Here is a 16,442-nt window from a genome sequence, read left to right as displayed (position 1 = left end):
TTTAACCTCAATATCTGATATTAGAAATAATTGACAGAACGGAAAGAGCCAGCCCAAGGAATGTTGCCAGCATCAGAGAATAGCCACCGATTTTAAGTACGGCTTCACCGTACTCTTTCACTCTCCTGACGGTGGTTGTCAGCCTGTTTTGATGAATCACAGCACTGGACCGGAGAATGATTTCTGTACTGGAATTTTGTCCCAGAATTTTTAATACCTGCACCTGATCTTCCAGCAACAGCCCGGAATCTAAAATCAGGCCCACATTGGCTTCACCGTCATCAATGGTCTCAATCATTTTCGCGAGATGAGAAGCCACATAGGGCGACGCAACCTGCTTTATTTTTTTTAAAGATTCATCAAGGCTGACTCTGGAATTGGTCAGATTGGATAGTGATGCCAGTAAAGCAGCAGACACCAGGATGCGGTATTGTTTATAGACAGGGAAGCGATCCAGTTTATCGCGCAGAACCCCGGTATGAACCGGCAGTGAAAACAGCATCAGGCTCAAAAAACAGAGCAGAGCCAGTAAAATTGACCCGCCATAGGCATAGATAAACCGGCCAATGTAGTCGACAGCAATACTGAGGCCGGGGAGCTGTTCCCGTTTGACTGTTTTTTCAAGCACCGGAAGAATTTTCGCTGAATAACCCGCCGTCATGGCACAAGCCAGTACAACACCGCCAATCGGTTTAATGAAATACCACAGCAGGGCCCAGGACAAAGACTGGCTTAGTTTTAACGCTTCAACAGCATTATCTAATCCTTCCTCCATATTATCGGCGTAAATCCCGGCACTGAGCGCTTCATAAGCCGGTAGCGACAGATCACTTTCCAACACGGCATCAATGGTGATGCCGTCCTCCATATAGCGGTTAATTTTGGCACCGATCACCCGCTCTTTTTTCGTGCCATAGGCAATGAGCAAATTGGCTGCATCTTTCAGATACACCTTATTTTTTAACAGCAGGGACAACGTACTCAGCGTTTCTTCCTGGTGACTTTTAGGCCAGTGCCACAGTTTTTTCATTTCCGTATAAATAAAAACGAACCAGTTTTTAAATGCTGCCGGGCTGAATTGGTTATTCATCACTGAAAATCCTCCGGTAAACAGACTGAGACTGAATCGTAAACAACCGGCCTATCTTGTTTTCGGTCGTAAATAAATCCACTTCTCCCCGTGCAATCCTGACAATGCCGTGGTCAGTAATGGTTTTGAATCCTTTCTCCAGCAGATGTTTTTTCCAGCCAAGAAAGTCGCAGTGTTTGAAGAATTCTCTGTCATCATCATCCACCACGATCATTTCCACCAAAGGCAGGCGGCCACGTTCACCTTCATCGCAATGAGGACAACCATCCGGATCCCGGAAGCGAACCCTTGCCGCCTGCTGTTCGGAAATCCGGTTATCCCCGGTCAGCTTACGAATGGTGTAGTTTGCATGGTTCTTTTGTGATTCAGGAATACGGCTGTCAGCAATAAACTGCTCCAGCGTCATGGCACAGTGAGGACAAAGCTTTCTGACCAGCGCCTGATAGATCAGCAAACGTAATAAACCAGGAGAAGAGACTAACGCCGGGCTGATACCAAACTGCTCGATAAAGGTCACCGGAATTCCCATCGCCCCGGAAGTATGCACCGTGGTAAAGACTTTCTGCCCGGTTTCACCTTTACGCAGCACCTGCATCGCCGCCGCTTTCGTCCGGGTTTCACCATGAAATTCATAATCCGGGTCATGGCGCAGTAACGCTTTGGCGTAATACGTCTGGTCGAGGTACTCGTCAGAATCACCACCGACTTTTTCATGAGGTTTGGTATGAGTTTGAATGACTTCGTCAAACTGAAATTCCGGTGGATCTTCGATGGTGTGAACGCTATAGGACTTATCAATCATTTCAATCATGGAACCGATGGATGTGGTTTTGCCGCTTCCCACCTGCCCGGCCATCATCAAAATACCGGGGCGGCCATGAATAAACTCTTTCACCAGTTCAATGTGCGCTTCTTCCCAGTTGAGTGTCTTTAAATCCGGCGGCTTTTTATCTTTATCGATCCAGCGGATGGTTATTTTCCCGCCGTGAGTACTGGGCACCCATGCACAACGCCAGTTGGTCGTCCGCTGGGTTCCTTTGACATTCAAATCTTCCTGCAATGCCCCGTTATTCACCTTCGAGGGCTTAAAATCAGATTCTTTCTGCTCTGATTTACTCATAAAGATCACACTGGCAATACGCATTCCTTCCCGGTTTTCAGGAATCACCTGAATGGTTTTGCGTTTGCCGTCCACCCGGAATTTCACCAGTGTCTGACGTTCATAGATCTCAATATGAACATCCGAAACCGACATATTCACGGCTTTTTGCAGTATCTCCCTGAGTTTATAAGAGATTTTGGTTTTATCTTCAGTCAGTACGCCCACAGGCGATTCTGAGCGTGCGGAAAGTGCGGTAAAATAATCATCGATATCTTCCTGAGCCCTTTTGGCGACCCGGACTGTCTGCCCTAAAAAGTGACTGCCAAATGCATTTCTGTCATTGGTGATGTAGTCTCTGGCTTCACCGATAAGCGGGGTGTGTTCTGAATAATAAATCACGCACTGGCTATTCTCAGCAACAGCCACAAATGTTCGCCGTGTTCCCTGATAATACAGCTGCTTCAGCCGTTCATCTGTCATCATTTTATTCATAACGTGACCTGCCTGGTAACGTAGACAACCTGTGTTTTCCCCTGACCGGTGACCGTGATTTGATGACTTTCGATTTTCGATATTTTAATATTTTCCAGAACTGCGCCTTCTCTGACGAGAGTCTCCTGTCCATTATCAATCGCAATCACAGCAGAAGGTTTTCCGTCACCGGGAATAAAAACGGATTTAATCGAGATATTCATCTTTCTTTGCTGAGGGCGGTCAATGTCCTGTTGCTTCAAATCAGTCTGCGTATGTTGCACCGACTCTTCGATCACTGTCGGAAGCATGACCGACGGCGTGCCAAACGTCGCTAATGCCTGCTTGCTGCCATCATCTTTCAGGTTTTTCTGTTCATTCAGTGCCGCCTGCGCTGCAACCAGATTTTTTTCCATACTGACAACAGCAATCGATTTCGAAAAATCAATCAGCCGGGCGGTATCATCATCGAGCTCGATACCCGGCATGCTGTAATCCGCTTTTTCGAGCACATCGGTTTTATAAACCGTTTTATTCCGGTGATTGGCAGCATAGCTGCCAGACAGGGGACGATAAGCAAACAGTGCCGCTGCCAGGACAATAAAAGCAGCTGCACCGGCTCTAAATACTTTGGTGTTGTTCATTTTTTTGGCCTTTAATGGTGATGCTTAAATCAACGTTAACAATTGATGTTTTTCCCCGGGCCGGGGTAATACGAAGTGAGGTCAGAAAAGAAGGTGTGTTTTTCAGCAACTCGTTATACAGCGTCAAACCACCAATTTCCTGCTGATTAAATTGTGCTTTGAATGTTCTTTGAATATACCGGCTGTTTTCCACCCGGTCAGACAGCGAAACATTGCTCCCGCCCATCTCAATCGCTTTATCATGTAAGAAGAAAGGTAACCCGCCGACCGGCACAATCAAGTGAAGCCATTTTCCGGCCGTTCCGGAGAGATCGAGCACAAACTTATGGTCATGATAGAGCGGCTTCATTTGCGGATTTTTATTCAGCCACTCCTGTACCACTGCCATACGTAAGTTTGCTTTCTTCAGCGTCATTTCTAATGTATTGCCGGTTTTGGTAATCCTTTGCAGCGCCATGCTATCCGGAAATGTCAGGCTGAGCGCATACAGGTAAGTCGCCTGCTCTATCGCATGATATGCCGAAATCTGGCTGGCAATATCCGCTTTATAGTCCGCGTATATATCAACGACCCGGACAGGCTGCTCACTGCCTGCCGGTGAGTGGATGTAAACGTACCATGAAATCGCGGCCATCAGCACCAGCAGGCCAAGTGAGTAGCGTCTGATTTTCTTTCTCAGGCGTTTTTTATTGGCGGCATCGAGTGAGGTGATATACCGGCCGGGGATGTCAGCCCGGTCAATGGGGCCAACATTCGTCGCGACAATATCCTGATACGTGAAATCCGTGTTACTGACAATACAGCGGCTTTCTTCCAGATCATAACGATGGGCCACCAGAACATCGTCCTCCGTCCCGGTTTTTTCACTAATGACCACCTGCCCTTTGATAACCGCGGAATAATAACGATCATGGTCGGCCTGATAGACCAGAACCCAGTAATCACCGGGTTCATACTGATCGATAAAATACTCCGCCAAACAGATAACGGCACAATCAGATTGATAAATAACTTGCTTATTTTTCCGTTCAAACCGTGCCAGATAATCCTGCTCACCCAGAAAAAAGCTGTCATCTTTTGACAGCAATCTCCGTTCCCCGCTTTTTGAAATCGGCATCATTGTTCAAATCTCCGCGGCGTCAGAAGAACCAGTGTTTCAACATGTTCTTTTTGCGTAGCGTTAGAACCGATGTAGTCCGTTCCCAGGTTTCTCGTCTTGTCACTTTTTAATTTGGTTTCTGACACTCTCGAAATGATATAAGTCCGCCCGTAGCGGATTTTGCCGGTAAAGTTAATGTCGGATGTCCGGGTGGTATAAAAACGGACCTTATTGTTACCCACTTTCCGCAGTTCCGTATCAACCACCGAGTTAATATTTCCGGCAACCCGGACCCATGCAAAGTCATCTTCGACATTCGCTACCGAGGCGATATCTATCCCTTCAATCACATTCCCGCGGGTAAAGTCAGTGGTCACCACACCGTCATCGACCGTGGTTGACACTTTTTCCAGATAAGGGTTATTTCTGTTTTGTGTCAGCCGGACCGGGATGTTATTTAAAGCCAGCTGGGTTAAAGGCCGTTCGACACTCACCGTGCCCTGTTTTTCCAGCGCTTTGATAAACGCGGTCGTGCCTTCCCAGCCATTCACCCCTGTAAAACTAAAACCATAACCATTGGTTGACGAATAAAGACTGGTTCCCTGAGTGAAAAATTTCAGTGTGCCGTCTCCGATGTCACGCACAAGATTCAGGTCTACCCCCCGTTCATTCCCATTCGTGGCCCGGAATTCAAGCACCCGGAAATCGAGTAAGACCTGTCTGGATAAGGATTTTTTTACACTTTCAATATACCTTTCGACCTGATGCATTTTGGAGGGGCTGGTGGTGACATGAATCATCGACAACCCATCAATGGCTGTCACTGTGCCACCAGAGAAAAGATGTTTATCATCATTTTTTTCGTGTACGGTGGTTTTAAGCAATCCTTTAATATTATTCAGTACCTTCTCGATCAAATTCTGATCTTTTATCACTGTATTAATAAACTGTCCTTCAACAATGGCGCCCTCATCGTCACTGCTTTTGGTTCCCTGATTTCCCATTTGAGATGAGTAAACTCCAGGCGGCAATGGAATTGAAAATGATGAACTGATAAACCTTCTCACTTCAATTTTGTTTTCCCCGAAAACAAAGCCGTAGTCTGTTGCTGATGTCAGTAAGTTAAATGCTTCTTTCACTGTTCCTTCGGGTAAAGAAAGGGAAACAGGAACATTGGGGTCAACATCTTCACCATAAATAATTTCCGGCGGCCTGCCGTCAGCATCATTCATGATTTGGTGAAGCACAATACTGAGAGAGACACCGGCAACCGAATAAGAAATGCGTTTTTTTAACCAGGCGGGCGAAGCTGAATCATCAAATTCTGCCTTATCAAAAGGCGGTAAATCGATACGAATCGCTTTATCGTAATTAATTTTTGCAACCTGAGAGGTAATTTCTTCCTTCACCTGATGACTTGCTTTTGTGTTGTCATCATACAGCCGGGAAACACAGCCTGATAATGCCAGCACTATAAGCAGTGCGGCTAATATTTTTCCTTTCATTGAACCCTCTACTTATCATCAGTGACAAACACAGTTTGTGTATCTTCAAAATATTCAGCACGGACGGGACGATTGGCTAAGACCTGATTCAGCAACAGGCCAATATCATCAACAGGAGCAACGAGAGGAAACGGAATTGAAAAACCATGCAGGTTTTTATGCGTCCGCCAGCTTTGCTGATCATTCCAGTTCCAGCCAAAATCTGTGACCAGATTTTTAAGGACACCTTTCAGTGTATTACCGTGCACTTTTACAATTTTGACGCTGAGATCATGCCATTCGTGAATAGCCGCGTATTTCAGCTTCTCGTTTGTTGCGATACTGAGTTTCACACCCAGTTTTGCCGATAAAGCGGCGGATACAGTTGCCGGATCGCCGGGGATCATGTCATTTTTCGTGGCGACCTTTTTTAAACGCTCCCGGGTGCCGGCATAAATCGCCCAGGCAATCCCCTTGTACCCGTCTGATTTCAGCCAGTGAATCATCGCGCTCTTGTAGGTTTCTCCCTGCAAAATAACAAAAGGATTCGCTGGCGGATGCGTGATGCCGGATATTCTTGTTTTCACACCGGATTTCTGCCCCGGTTTCACCCCGGGCTTGTTGTTGCCTGATTTTGTAGCTTTTGAATGACCGGATTCAGGGAAACCGGCAGTGGCAACCGCTGTTTCATCTATAGTTTTAGTTTCAACCATAGTTTTATGTTCCCCTGAGCGCGGAACCTGAGGAGTTGTGGCGGCGCTGTATGATGAGCACCCTCCTAAAAAACTGAGACAAAGTGCTGTCAGCAAATAAGCTTTGTAACTCATTCATCACCTCTTCAACATGTGATGTGTTTGTGCTGAAACGACCAGAGACAAACACGCGCAATACCAAGTCATAATTGCCTCATGCTCGTTATTGCGAAAATTTAACGGAATGAATCAGAGCCCGATATAACCGCTCGGAGCTAACGGACTACCCTGACTGTGAAGTAGTAGTAACAGATGCCACATTCCCGCCCTTTTGAGGCACGGTCATCGCCTGACATACGGCGAATCACATTTACTGCTCATACCAACAGTGAAGATTTTCTGTCTTCATTGGGTTAACCTGCCCGCGCTTTTCTTAGCGCTTTCAGTGAATTGATTCCGGTATGATTTTCAAAGTGATTCACCTGACCTGACAACCGTCGGAATCCTGATTAACTGGCGGCGAATCACTTTGCATGCTATCGATTCGCCTATGCTAGTCCTTTTCCGGAGCCGCCCGTTACTCCCCAAAAAAGGGAGTAGTTCGTTCAAAATACGAACAAAAATCCCCGCACTATGGCGGGGATGGCTCTTGATATAAGAAACAATATTGATGCAGTGCTAAAAAAAATGCCCCGTCTCAAACGGGGCATTTCAAACTCAGGGCTAAAGTGAAATCACGCCAGCTGCGCCAGCAGTGCTTTCGCCACACCTTCAGAACTGGCCGGGTTTTGGCCGGTGACAAGCTTGCCGTCTTCCACTATGTAAGGTGCCCAGTCGGGGCCTTTTTCATACAGGCCACCCAGACGGATAAATTCATCTTCGATCAGGAAAGGCACGACATCTGTCAGCTCAACACCCGCTTCTTCACTGTTGGTAAAGCCCGTGACTTTGCGGCCTTTGATCAACGGCTCGCCGTTGGCAGCTTTCACATGGCGAAGTACACCGGATGCATGGCAGACAAAACCAATCGGTTTACCGGCACGTTCAAATGATTCAATCAGGCTGATGGATTTTTCAGACTCAGCCAGATCCCATAACGGACCATGTCCACCCGGATAGAAAACCGTATCAAACGCATCATGATCGACCGTATCCAGCCTGACTGTGTTTGCCAGTGCTTCCTGTGCGGCCGGGTCGGCTTTGAAGCGATGGGTTAGCTCAGTCTGGAAATCTTCTAAGTCACTTTTCGGGTCCAGCGGTGGCTCACCACCCAGCGGAGAAGCCAGCACAATCTCTGCGCCCGCATCTTTAAAAATGTAATAAGGTGCGGCGAATTCTTCCAGCCAGAAGCCGGTTTTGCCGCCGGTGTTACCCAGTTCACTGTGAGAGGTGATTACCATTAATACTTTCATTGCTTTCTCCTGTTACCGTGCATGTCACGGTCATCTGATTTTATTTCCGTCACGGAGACATCGCTGTGATGATTGGCCCCGTGCCGTGATTCTGTTGTCTGTGTTGCGTTTTTTATTTCAGCATGTCGGTCAGTATTTCCAGCTTATGCTGATAAGGTGCCTGTAACCGCTGACTCAGTTCACTGTCCCGGTTTTGAATTACCACGGGTTTGGCATGAGAGAATCGCCGGAATCCGTGAATGCCATGATAAGCACCAATACCGGAAGCACCAACCCCACCAAATGGCAGGCTGTCGATCGTGGCATGACTCATAATGTCATTCACAACCAGCGCTCCGGAAGTGGTCCGGCTGGCAAAGGTCTGCCGTTTCGCCGTATCTTCGCCGAAGTAATAAGCAGCCAGTGGCCGTGGACGTGCATTGATGTAATCAATGGCTTCACCGGTACTCCGGCAGGTCACCACCGGCAGTAACGGGCCGAAAATCTCTTCCTGCATGATCTGCATGTCATCGGTCACATTCAGCACCAGATGTGGCGCTATCTTTCTGCTGAGCTCATCGAAGTCCGGCTCCCCTTCCGGCGCAAGACTGATAATTTCAGCCCCTTTTTGTCTGGCATCTTCAAGTAACGATATCAGACGCTGATAATGGCGCGGTGTCACAATCGAAGTATAGTCTTCATTGTCCTGTATCTGTGGGAAACTGCGTGCCATAAACACTTTGGATTCTTTTACAAAATCATTGACCTGATCATCCGGCATCAGCATATAGTCCGGCGACAGGCAAATCTGCCCGACATTGAATGTTTTCACCGTCAGCGTTCGCTCAGCGACATGTGCCATCGCTGCACTATCATCGACCACTACCGGAGATTTACCACCCAACTCCAGCGTGACCGGCACCAGGTTTTCAGCCGCAGCCCGCATGACATGGCGACCAACCTGGCTACTGCCGGTAAAAATCAGGTGATCAAATGGCAGCGTACTGAATGTTCGCGCGGTATCGGCTTCCCCCAGTACAACTGTCAGCTCTTCCGGGTCAAAATAACGGGCCACCAGTTCAGCCAATAACTCTGACGTTGCCGGTGTCAGCTCTGAAGGCTTGAGCATCGCAGTATTCCCTGCGGCAAAAACACCCGCCAGTGGTCCGAAAGATAAATTCACCGGGAAGTTCCACGGGCTGATAATACCAATCACCCCCAAAGGCTGAGACTGAATCAGGGCTTGCGTGGTGTTATCCGGGGTTTCAGCAGGTTCCGGTTTCATCCACTCTTCCAGATGTTCGGCAGCATGCTGAAGAGCGTTTATCGTGGTTGCCACATCTGCGATCAGTGACTGGTAAACACTGCGGTGGCCGAAGTCGGCACACATCGCCTGAGTCAGTAACTGATGATTTTCCTGAATCAGGCGAATGCTACGCATCAGACGATCCCGGCGGAGTGCTGCGCTGGCAGGTCCGGCCGCCAGATGTGCCCGCTTCATGCGGTTTAAAATCGCGTTCATATCTTCAACAGAATTTATATCTTCAACAGAGTGTGCAGTCATGACTTTCTTCCTTTGGCTTTCACTGATTTTTCAGCGTGAAGTTATGATTTATTTCGGTCGCTGTTTGCGTTGAAGTCATCATACGACTGATTGCAGTGCGGGCGCTAACAATGCTATTTTACCAGGGGTATAAATATATTTATGGGTCAACTATGTCACTGATTCGTTTACGCACTTTTATTGAAGTTTATCGTCAGGGTTCTATCAGTGGCGCAGCGCGCTCACTGAACCTGACCCAGCCTGCGGTGTCACAGCATATTGCCGGACTGGAAGTCGCCATTGGCCGGAGTTTATTTGAACGTCAGCCGGATGGCGTGAAGCCGACATCAACCGCCGACGAGCTGGCAGCAGACATCGGTGACAAACTGGACAGCGCCGAAGCGGCACTGGCATCGGCACGGGCCCGCTCAATGGATGTCGCCGGCGCTTTGCAGATTATTGGCCATGCTGATTTTATGGCGGAAGTGCTGGCTAAAGAACTGACACCATTGCTGGAAGATGGAATCCGGGTGCGCATGCACACCGGTGATGGACCGATGGTCAATCAGATGTTACTGGAAGGCCATTGCGATCTGGGCATTTCAGCCCATCCGGTGACTGACGGGAGGCTGAAAAGCGAGTTAATTCTGACCGATAAAGTACTGGCCGTTGCTTCACCGCCAGTGGCTGAACGGCTGAATCAGTCAGCCGATTTACTGACCGCAATGACCCGGGAACCTCTGGTTGCTTACAATCTTGAGCTGTCACTCATTGATAACTGGCTGGCGAAAAATAAGCTGTCTGCCGCACAGGTGATTCCATCCGTCGTTGCGCAGGACATGCGGGCATTAAGAAGCGTGCTGATCCAGGGGTTTGGCTGGTCGGTGTTACCACAGTATTTGTGTCAGTCTCAGATTGATTCGGGTGAGCTGGCAGCTATCACTCCGCCGGTGGGCAGTACCGATATTCACTACTATCTGATTTGGATCGCCAGTGCGCTGCGTCAGGTGCGGGTTGCGCATGCCCGGCAGACTTTATTACGCCGGATTAACCGTCAGACAGAAGGGGCACCAAGCCGCTGAGACAGATAATCAACCACCACCCGCAGTTTCGCCGAGGCTGACAGCCGATCCGGATAGATCGCCCAGAAGTCAGCTGGCTGGGTGAATTCCGGGAGCACCTGTACCAGCGAACCGGCTTCCAGAGCTTCCCTGACACTCCAGACCGAGCGCAGCATAATTCCTGCGCCATCCAGACACCAGCGTTTGGCCACTTCGCCATAATTGGTTTTCATCACAAATTTGACTTTCGTATCCACTGCCTGCTGATCCTGCAATAAATGCCACTGCTCACCGGCCTGTTCCCTTTCCCGGATCAGAATACAGCGATGATGTTTCAGTGCTTTCAGGGTATGCGGCATGCCGTGTACCGCAATATAACCGGGCGAGGCACATAATATCCGGTGGTTGGTATAGATTTTCTTCGCGATCAGATCAGAAGGCATGACCGGCCCGGTACGGATTTCCAGATCAAAGCCCTCGGAAATCAGGTCCACCGGACGATCGAGCAGCTCCAGATCAATCTCAAGTTCGGGATACTGCTGCGGCAGCTCTGACAACAGCGGCGCAATACAGTGGCTGCCGAAACCCGTGCTGGTGACAATCCGCAGGGTGCCGGTAGGAATCGCCTGTTCATTCTTCAGTGCCAGCATCATCTGCTCCGACACATCGAGTAATTTTTCTGCCCACTCCAGTGCGACCTTTCCCTGTGTAGTCAGGGAAACATGCCTTGCGCCACGATGAAACAGACGAATGCCAAGCGTACGTTCCAGAATCGCTACCCGTTTACTCACATAAGCGGGAGAAGCATTCAGCCGCTGTGCGGCCGCAGAAAAGCCACCACTTTTGGCGGCCAGTACAAACACTTTAATATCATCCGGATTCGGGTAATGACTCACGATTCGTTACTCTTGTATTCACAATTTACGGCTTATAACACCAGTTCGTTTGTCATAAGATAACTCAGATTCACACTGTACCCCAACACTTACAACACCAGATAAGAACATCAACATTCAGGATAAATGATGAAAACATTCAATATTGCGGTTATCCCCGGTGACGGCATCGGTAAAGAAGTGATTCCGGAAGGCATCCGGGTGCTGGAGGCTGCCGCCGCCAGACACGATATCTCATTCAACTGGACCGAATTTGACTGGAGCTGCGAAACCTACCAGCAAAAAGGCTATATGATGCCGGAAGACGGGCTGGAACAGCTCAAAGCCTTTGATGCAATTTATTTAGGCGCAGTCGGCTTTCCCGGTGTGCCGGACCATATTTCTCTGTGGGGCTTGCTGCTGCCAATCCGCAGAAGCTTCGATCAATACGTCAACCTGCGCCCGGTCCGTCTGTTTGATGGCGTTCCCTGCCCGCTGGCCGGGAAAAAAACCGGCGACATTGATTTTTATGTCGTGCGGGAAAATGTTGAGGGTGAATACTCCAGCATTGGGGGGGTGCAGTATGAAGGCACCGACGATGAAATTGTGATTCAGCAGGCTGTTTTCACCCGCAAAGGCACCGACCGGATTCTGAAATATGCGTTTAAGCTTGCCAGCCAGCGCCCGGCCCGGAAAGTCACTTCAGCGACGAAATCCAATGGTATCTTCCACTCCATGCCTTACTGGGATCAGCGATTTGAAACCATGAGCGCACAGTATCCGCAAATTCAGACCGATCAGTTCCATATTGATATTCTGACCGCGAATTTTGTCCGGATGCCGGAGCATTTTGATGTGGTCGTCGGCTCCAATCTGTTCGGCGATATTCTTTCTGATCTTGGCCCGGCCTGCACCGGCACCATCGGCATTGCCCCCTCAGCCAACATCAACCCTGAGAATACCTTTCCGTCGATGTTTGAACCTGTTCATGGCTCAGCGCCGGATATCTACGGACAACACATCGCCAACCCAATCGGGACAATCTGGGCCGGGGCGATGATGCTGGAACATCTCGGTTGTCAGGCGGTGCATGATGAAATTCTGCATGCGATTGAATCCGTGCTGAAAGAAGGCTCATGCAGGACCCGCGATATGGGTGGAAATGCTTCAACAACAGAACTGACCGAAGCTATTTTACAACAGCTGCAATAAGGATGAGAAACATCTGTCACGGGATGTGCTGAAGCATGTTCATCCCGTGATTTCTGTCACTTATTCACCGAATCCGGCAATGTTTGCAATATTCATAGCACGTATTTATCATATGCTCACGCCACACGACCCCTTCTGAGTTCAATGGAACGAATCGATTTTACCAATACCAAAGATGAAGTCGCCGAGATTATTAAGCGGGAAATAATTTCAGGCAACATCACCAATCAACACACGATTACCCAGAATTATCTTGCTGAGCAATTCGGGTTATCCAGAATGCCGATTCGTGAAGCGTTTAATACATTAATTCAGGAAGGCTTAATCATTAAGCTCAATAACAGAAAATTAAAAGTCGTGGATATCAATGCGCGGACGCTCACCATTTATAATCAGATGTTATCTGCGTCAGAATGCGCTTTACTGATGAGTTTCCGCGAAGATAAACCGGTTTATCAGACGCTGTCAGAACAATTACATACCAGCGGTAATCCGCAACAGGATCTGATTGCATTTCATCATGCCCTTTCGGCCATGACAAAAGATGATTATACCCGGCATTTACACCTCAGCATGCTGAATGTTTTCTGGATGCACAGTATCCGGTATTGTCATCCCGATTATGCACAGTCTGTTTCTTATCTGGAAAAAGCGCTAAAATTATTACACAACGAAGCCATTGATGAGATTCATATTCAATCACTGGTTGCTTTCGCAAACCAGACTATCTTAAATGCAATTAAATGATGAATTTTAAACCCATTAATCTTTTACCCGCCCGGGAAAGAGTCGCCGCAGAGCTCAGAAAAGCGATTTTATCTTCACAGTATCAGGAAGGTGATGTCCTGACGCTCGATCAGGTTTCGAAACTTTTAGGCGTATCGGTGACACCGGTCCGGGAAGCATTTCAGCTACTCCATAATGATGGCTTAATTAAACTCAGACCGAACAAAGGTGCAATTGTTTTAGGCGTCAACGAGCAATATATAAAAGAACATTTCGAGCTGCGGCTTATTCTGGAAAGTGAAATGATCAAAAAGCTCTGCGGGAATCCGGACGCTGATATATCTGAAATCTGTAATATTTACGAAAAATCAAAAGAAGAAGTTGAACAGAATATTTTTGATAATTATTCCAACCTCAATCAGGCATTTCATATGGCAATCTGGCAGGCCGCCGATAACAGCCGTATCTTCTCGATTCTGAGCTCTTTATGGAACGGACTTTCAATGGGAAATAATACCACTGAAAAAGATTATGCCATGAAGTCTCTGAATGAACATAAAGACATCATTAACGCCCTGAAAGCACGGGATTCTGAGCAGGCTTATCAGCTGATGCGGGAACATATTATCCGCAGTGAAGAAGATATGCTGACGAATATCCCCGGCAGGGCTGAAGAAAAGTAATTCAATGAACAAACGGCAACCTGAAGAGCTCTTATTCAGGTTGTCCGGTTATTTTTATCTTTCAGTATCATACTGACCGAATCTTTCCCGCAAAATCAGTTCATTAATCGCAGCCAGGTATTCCTGATGTGAATGAGGTTTACCCCGCCTGCAGGTGTAAATGTCTTTCTGACAAACCATGCAGGTTCTTGGCTGAATATGCGTGTCTTTGCGACTGATACTCATGCCGTTGGTATCAATGATATTCAGATCCATCAGCGCGCCCAGCGGGTGATGCTCTTCAATATCAATCGTCCATTTCTTCAGTTTGGTCGCAGAGAAACAGCTGGTTGTAACCAAAGCATTCGGGCCTAACCCCGTCCAGAAAACCTTTTGCATCCGGATAGTGAACCCATTCCTCTCCGTCATCTGGTTGATTTCTTCCAGTGCGGCATTTATCACCAGCAGACGGGTTTCTGTATGCGGGCTGTACTTAATTTTCCGCCAGCCCACCGTAATCATCGGGCTGGTCAGCATCTTCCGCCAGTATTGATAAACTTTAGCGATTTCCAGCCGGTCTGAAAGCTGTGCAGCCTGGGCTTCGTTTCCGGAATTAGATTTCATGCTCTGTCCTCGGGTTGGTTACAATGTCAGATCTGACTCGATGAGTTCCGCATCCGGAGATAACTCAATCAACGGTTGTTCGATTTTATTGACGTTCTTCCCGTGACATTCACATAAACCAATCACATAGACATGATCGTAATCCTTCGGCTGAATTGTCACCAATGCACCATAAGAAGCCTTATTGAGGCAATTGGCTTCAGCACAATATTCATTTTCGTTTTTTTTATAATGTTTCCAGTAGGCGAACCAATCACGTTTAGCCCGTTCGGTGACTAAATCGTGAGAAATATTATTGACCAACATAATTACTCCCTTCAGGATTTCCCCTACAGGGAAATCCTGATGACTATCACAGAGCCTGTTAACCTTCAGTGGCAAAACATCGTTCGTCCTGAACTGCCAGGTAATATTTACAACAACACAATATCACCTGAAATCAACAGTCTCTGATTACCCTAAAACGTATTTAATCATTACCCCCGCAGCAACCGCGGAGCCTATCACTCCGGCCACATTGGGGCCCATCGCATGCATCAGCAAAAAATTCTGTGGATTCGCTTCAAGACCAACTTTGTTGGAAACCCTGGCTGCCATCGGCACCGCAGAGACACCGGCCGAGCCAATCAGCGGGTTCACTTTCTGCCGGGAAAACTGATTAATCAGCTTTGCCATTAACACCCCGGCGGCTGTTCCCACACAAAATGCAACAATTCCTAATGCCAGAATCCCGATGGTTTCAGCCTGTAAGAATTTGTCTGCCATTAACTTGGATCCAACTGACACACCCAAAAATATTGTCACAATATTAATCAGTGCGTTTTGCGCAGTATCAGAAAGACGTTCAACAACACCGCATTCCCGCATTAAATTTCCGAAGCAGAACATCCCCAGTAATGGCGTGGCTGAAGGCAGCAGCATCGCAATTAACACCAGCAGCATCAGCGGGAAGCAGATCTTCTCAATCTTTTTCACCTGACGCAGTTGTTCCATTTTGATTTTCCTTTCTGCTTCAGTGGTCAGCGCTTTCATAATTGGTGGCTGAATCAGTGGCACCAGTGCCATATAGGAATAAGCAGCAACCGCGATGGCGCCCAGCAATTCAGGCGCAAGCATACTGGAGACGTAAATGGCCGTCGGGCCATCGGCTCCGCCGATAATCCCGATCGATGCCGCCTGAGCGACACTGAAATCCATCATGCCGAGACTACTGAGTCCTAACGCACCCAGTACCGTGGTAAAAATCCCAAACTGCGCCGCTGCACCCAGCAAGAGTGTTTTCGGATTTGCCAGCAGCGGACCAAAATCAGTCATGGCACCAACACCCATAAAAATCACCAAAGGACCGGCACCGGATGCAATCGCCAGGCTATAAAACTGATACAACATCCCGTTGGAATACTGGTACTGCCGTGCCAGATAATCGAGCTCCGCCATTTGTTTGGGCGTGGCATGATGCATGGCTTGTTTGATCAGCGCCGGGTCAAAACTATCCAGACTAAGCGCCGAAGCAAATGCGTGCATCACCTCCGGCACCCCGGCATGAAGCGCGTTTTCAATCGCAGAAAGGGCAAGACCGGCTTCCGGTAAATTGGCCAGAATCCCGCCAAAACCTATCGGCACCAACAGCAGAGGCTCAAAGTTTTTGGCAATTGCCAGATAGAGCAGTACCATCCCGATCACAATCATGGCAGCCTGCCCTAACGACAGATGGAAGATACCGAAATCACGGATCAAATTAATCACATTATCCATTTTCAGTTCTG

16 protein-coding genes are annotated in these 16,442 nt (G+C 48.0%); 4 read left to right on the top strand and 12 right to left on the bottom strand.

Going from position 1 to position 16,442, the window contains the following annotated elements; genetic code table 11:
* Window positions 1-7: 7 nt before the first annotated feature.
* The 8 genes from OC443_RS00845 to OC443_RS00810 form a co-directional block, all read right to left on the bottom strand.
* The gene (locus OC443_RS00845; protein ID WP_073580691.1) at window positions 8-1,090 is read right to left on the bottom strand and encodes a hypothetical protein; all 1,083 of its coding nucleotides are present in this window, start codon (window positions 1,088-1,090) and stop codon (window positions 8-10) included.
* Entirely contained in the window at window positions 1,083-2,684 is a 1,602-nt protein-coding gene (locus tag OC443_RS00840; RefSeq protein WP_073580689.1) for a GspE/PulE family protein, read from the bottom strand. Before OC443_RS00840 ends, OC443_RS00845 begins: the two co-directional genes overlap by 8 nt.
* Window positions 2,681-3,307 carry a hypothetical protein gene (locus OC443_RS00835; RefSeq protein WP_073580687.1) on the bottom strand — a complete coding sequence of 209 codons (627 nt, stop codon included), beginning with the start codon at window positions 3,305-3,307 and terminating at the stop codon, window positions 2,681-2,683. The genes OC443_RS00840 and OC443_RS00835 overlap by 4 nt, the downstream gene beginning before the upstream one ends.
* Window positions 3,285-4,427, bottom strand: a complete 1,143-nt coding sequence (locus tag OC443_RS00830; RefSeq protein WP_073580685.1) for a hypothetical protein — start codon at window positions 4,425-4,427, stop codon at window positions 3,285-3,287. Before OC443_RS00830 ends, OC443_RS00835 begins: the two co-directional genes overlap by 23 nt.
* On the bottom strand, window positions 4,424-5,911 hold the full coding sequence (locus OC443_RS00825; protein ID WP_073580683.1) for a hypothetical protein: 1,488 nt from the start codon (window positions 5,909-5,911) through the stop codon (window positions 4,424-4,426). Before OC443_RS00825 ends, OC443_RS00830 begins: the two co-directional genes overlap by 4 nt.
* A gap of 8 nt (window positions 5,912-5,919) precedes the next feature.
* On the bottom strand, window positions 5,920-6,603 hold the full coding sequence (locus OC443_RS00820; RefSeq protein ID WP_143169241.1) for a hypothetical protein: 684 nt from the start codon (window positions 6,601-6,603) through the stop codon (window positions 5,920-5,922).
* A gap of 713 nt (window positions 6,604-7,316) precedes the next feature.
* Window positions 7,317-7,994, bottom strand: a complete 678-nt coding sequence (locus tag OC443_RS00815; protein WP_073580679.1) for a type 1 glutamine amidotransferase domain-containing protein — start codon at window positions 7,992-7,994, stop codon at window positions 7,317-7,319.
* A 112-nt stretch (window positions 7,995-8,106) separates the two neighbouring features.
* The gene (locus OC443_RS00810) at window positions 8,107-9,537 is read right to left on the bottom strand and encodes a coniferyl aldehyde dehydrogenase (RefSeq protein ID WP_073580677.1); all 1,431 of its coding nucleotides are present in this window, start codon (window positions 9,535-9,537) and stop codon (window positions 8,107-8,109) included.
* Between the two features lie 152 nt (window positions 9,538-9,689).
* Between OC443_RS00810 and OC443_RS00805 the strand changes: the two genes are divergently transcribed.
* Complete coding sequence (locus OC443_RS00805) at window positions 9,690-10,598, top strand: LysR family transcriptional regulator (RefSeq protein ID WP_073580675.1); 909 nt, start codon at window positions 9,690-9,692, stop codon at window positions 10,596-10,598.
* Here OC443_RS00805 and OC443_RS00800 read toward each other — a convergent pair.
* Entirely contained in the window at window positions 10,571-11,473 is a 903-nt protein-coding gene (locus OC443_RS00800) for a LysR substrate-binding domain-containing protein (protein WP_073580673.1), read from the bottom strand. The genes OC443_RS00805 and OC443_RS00800 overlap by 28 nt on opposite strands.
* A gap of 126 nt (window positions 11,474-11,599) precedes the next feature.
* On the opposite strand from OC443_RS00800, the gene OC443_RS00795 reads away from it, so the two are divergent.
* The 3 genes from OC443_RS00795 to OC443_RS00785 all read left to right on the top strand — a co-directional run bounded on the left by OC443_RS00795 (window position 11,600) and on the right by OC443_RS00785 (window position 14,073).
* Window positions 11,600-12,664: a tartrate dehydrogenase gene (locus tag OC443_RS00795; protein ID WP_200796899.1), complete on the top strand. Its 1,065-nt coding sequence runs from the start codon at window positions 11,600-11,602 to the stop codon at window positions 12,662-12,664.
* Window positions 12,665-12,808: 144 nt separating this feature from the next.
* A complete protein-coding gene (locus tag OC443_RS00790; protein ID WP_073580669.1) occupies window positions 12,809-13,411 on the top strand; it encodes a GntR family transcriptional regulator in 603 nt (200 codons plus the stop codon).
* Window positions 13,408-14,073 carry a GntR family transcriptional regulator gene (locus OC443_RS00785; protein WP_073580667.1) on the top strand — a complete coding sequence of 222 codons (666 nt, stop codon included), beginning with the start codon at window positions 13,408-13,410 and terminating at the stop codon, window positions 14,071-14,073. The genes OC443_RS00790 and OC443_RS00785 overlap by 4 nt, the downstream gene beginning before the upstream one ends.
* A 54-nt stretch (window positions 14,074-14,127) precedes the next feature.
* Here OC443_RS00785 and OC443_RS00780 read toward each other — a convergent pair whose 3' ends face one another.
* From OC443_RS00780 to OC443_RS00770, 3 genes are all read right to left on the bottom strand, one after another.
* Window positions 14,128-14,676 carry a citrate lyase holo-[acyl-carrier protein] synthase gene (locus OC443_RS00780; RefSeq protein WP_073580665.1) on the bottom strand — a complete coding sequence of 183 codons (549 nt, stop codon included), beginning with the start codon at window positions 14,674-14,676 and terminating at the stop codon, window positions 14,128-14,130.
* An 18-nt stretch (window positions 14,677-14,694) separates the two neighbouring features.
* Window positions 14,695-14,982: a hypothetical protein gene (locus tag OC443_RS00775; RefSeq protein WP_073580663.1), complete on the bottom strand. Its 288-nt coding sequence runs from the start codon at window positions 14,980-14,982 to the stop codon at window positions 14,695-14,697.
* A 147-nt stretch (window positions 14,983-15,129) separates the two neighbouring features.
* Complete coding sequence (locus OC443_RS00770) at window positions 15,130-16,431, bottom strand: sodium ion-translocating decarboxylase subunit beta (RefSeq protein WP_073580661.1); 1,302 nt, start codon at window positions 16,429-16,431, stop codon at window positions 15,130-15,132.
* Window positions 16,432-16,442: the final 11 nt, after the last annotated feature.

Source organism: Vibrio quintilis, assembly GCF_024529975.1.
GTDB lineage: Bacteria > Pseudomonadota > Gammaproteobacteria > Enterobacterales > Vibrionaceae > Vibrio > Vibrio quintilis.
This window is presented reverse-complemented; position numbering and strand designations above follow the sequence as displayed.

What these genes read in the sequence shown, in the direction of transcription:
- OC443_RS00820 (WP_143169241.1), bottom strand. Translation starts at nt 6,603, where the DNA reads ATGGTTGAAACTAAAACTATAGATGAAACAGCGGTTGCCACTGCCGGT.
- OC443_RS00810 (WP_073580677.1), bottom strand. Translation starts at nt 9,537, where the DNA reads ATGACTGCACACTCTGTTGAAGATATAAATTCTGTTGAAGATATGAAC.
- OC443_RS00830 (WP_073580685.1), bottom strand. Translation starts at nt 4,427, where the DNA reads ATGATGCCGATTTCAAAAAGCGGGGAACGGAGATTGCTGTCAAAAGAT.
- OC443_RS00845 (WP_073580691.1), bottom strand. Translation starts at nt 1,090, where the DNA reads ATGAATAACCAATTCAGCCCGGCAGCATTTAAAAACTGGTTCGTTTTT.
- OC443_RS00785 (WP_073580667.1), top strand. Translation starts at nt 13,408, where the DNA reads ATGATGAATTTTAAACCCATTAATCTTTTACCCGCCCGGGAAAGAGTC.
- OC443_RS00780 (WP_073580665.1), bottom strand. Translation starts at nt 14,676, where the DNA reads ATGAAATCTAATTCCGGAAACGAAGCCCAGGCTGCACAGCTTTCAGAC.
- OC443_RS00825 (WP_073580683.1), bottom strand. Translation starts at nt 5,911, where the DNA reads ATGAAAGGAAAAATATTAGCCGCACTGCTTATAGTGCTGGCATTATCA.
- OC443_RS00815 (WP_073580679.1), bottom strand. Translation starts at nt 7,994, where the DNA reads ATGAAAGTATTAATGGTAATCACCTCTCACAGTGAACTGGGTAACACC.
- OC443_RS00805 (WP_073580675.1), top strand. Translation starts at nt 9,690, where the DNA reads ATGTCACTGATTCGTTTACGCACTTTTATTGAAGTTTATCGTCAGGGT.
- OC443_RS00790 (WP_073580669.1), top strand. Translation starts at nt 12,809, where the DNA reads ATGGAACGAATCGATTTTACCAATACCAAAGATGAAGTCGCCGAGATT.
- OC443_RS00775 (WP_073580663.1), bottom strand. Translation starts at nt 14,982, where the DNA reads ATGTTGGTCAATAATATTTCTCACGATTTAGTCACCGAACGGGCTAAA.
- OC443_RS00795 (WP_200796899.1), top strand. Translation starts at nt 11,600, where the DNA reads ATGATGAAAACATTCAATATTGCGGTTATCCCCGGTGACGGCATCGGT.
- OC443_RS00840 (WP_073580689.1), bottom strand. Translation starts at nt 2,684, where the DNA reads ATGAATAAAATGATGACAGATGAACGGCTGAAGCAGCTGTATTATCAG.
- OC443_RS00835 (WP_073580687.1), bottom strand. Translation starts at nt 3,307, where the DNA reads ATGAACAACACCAAAGTATTTAGAGCCGGTGCAGCTGCTTTTATTGTC.
- OC443_RS00770 (WP_073580661.1), bottom strand. Translation starts at nt 16,431, where the DNA reads ATGGATAATGTGATTAATTTGATCCGTGATTTCGGTATCTTCCATCTG.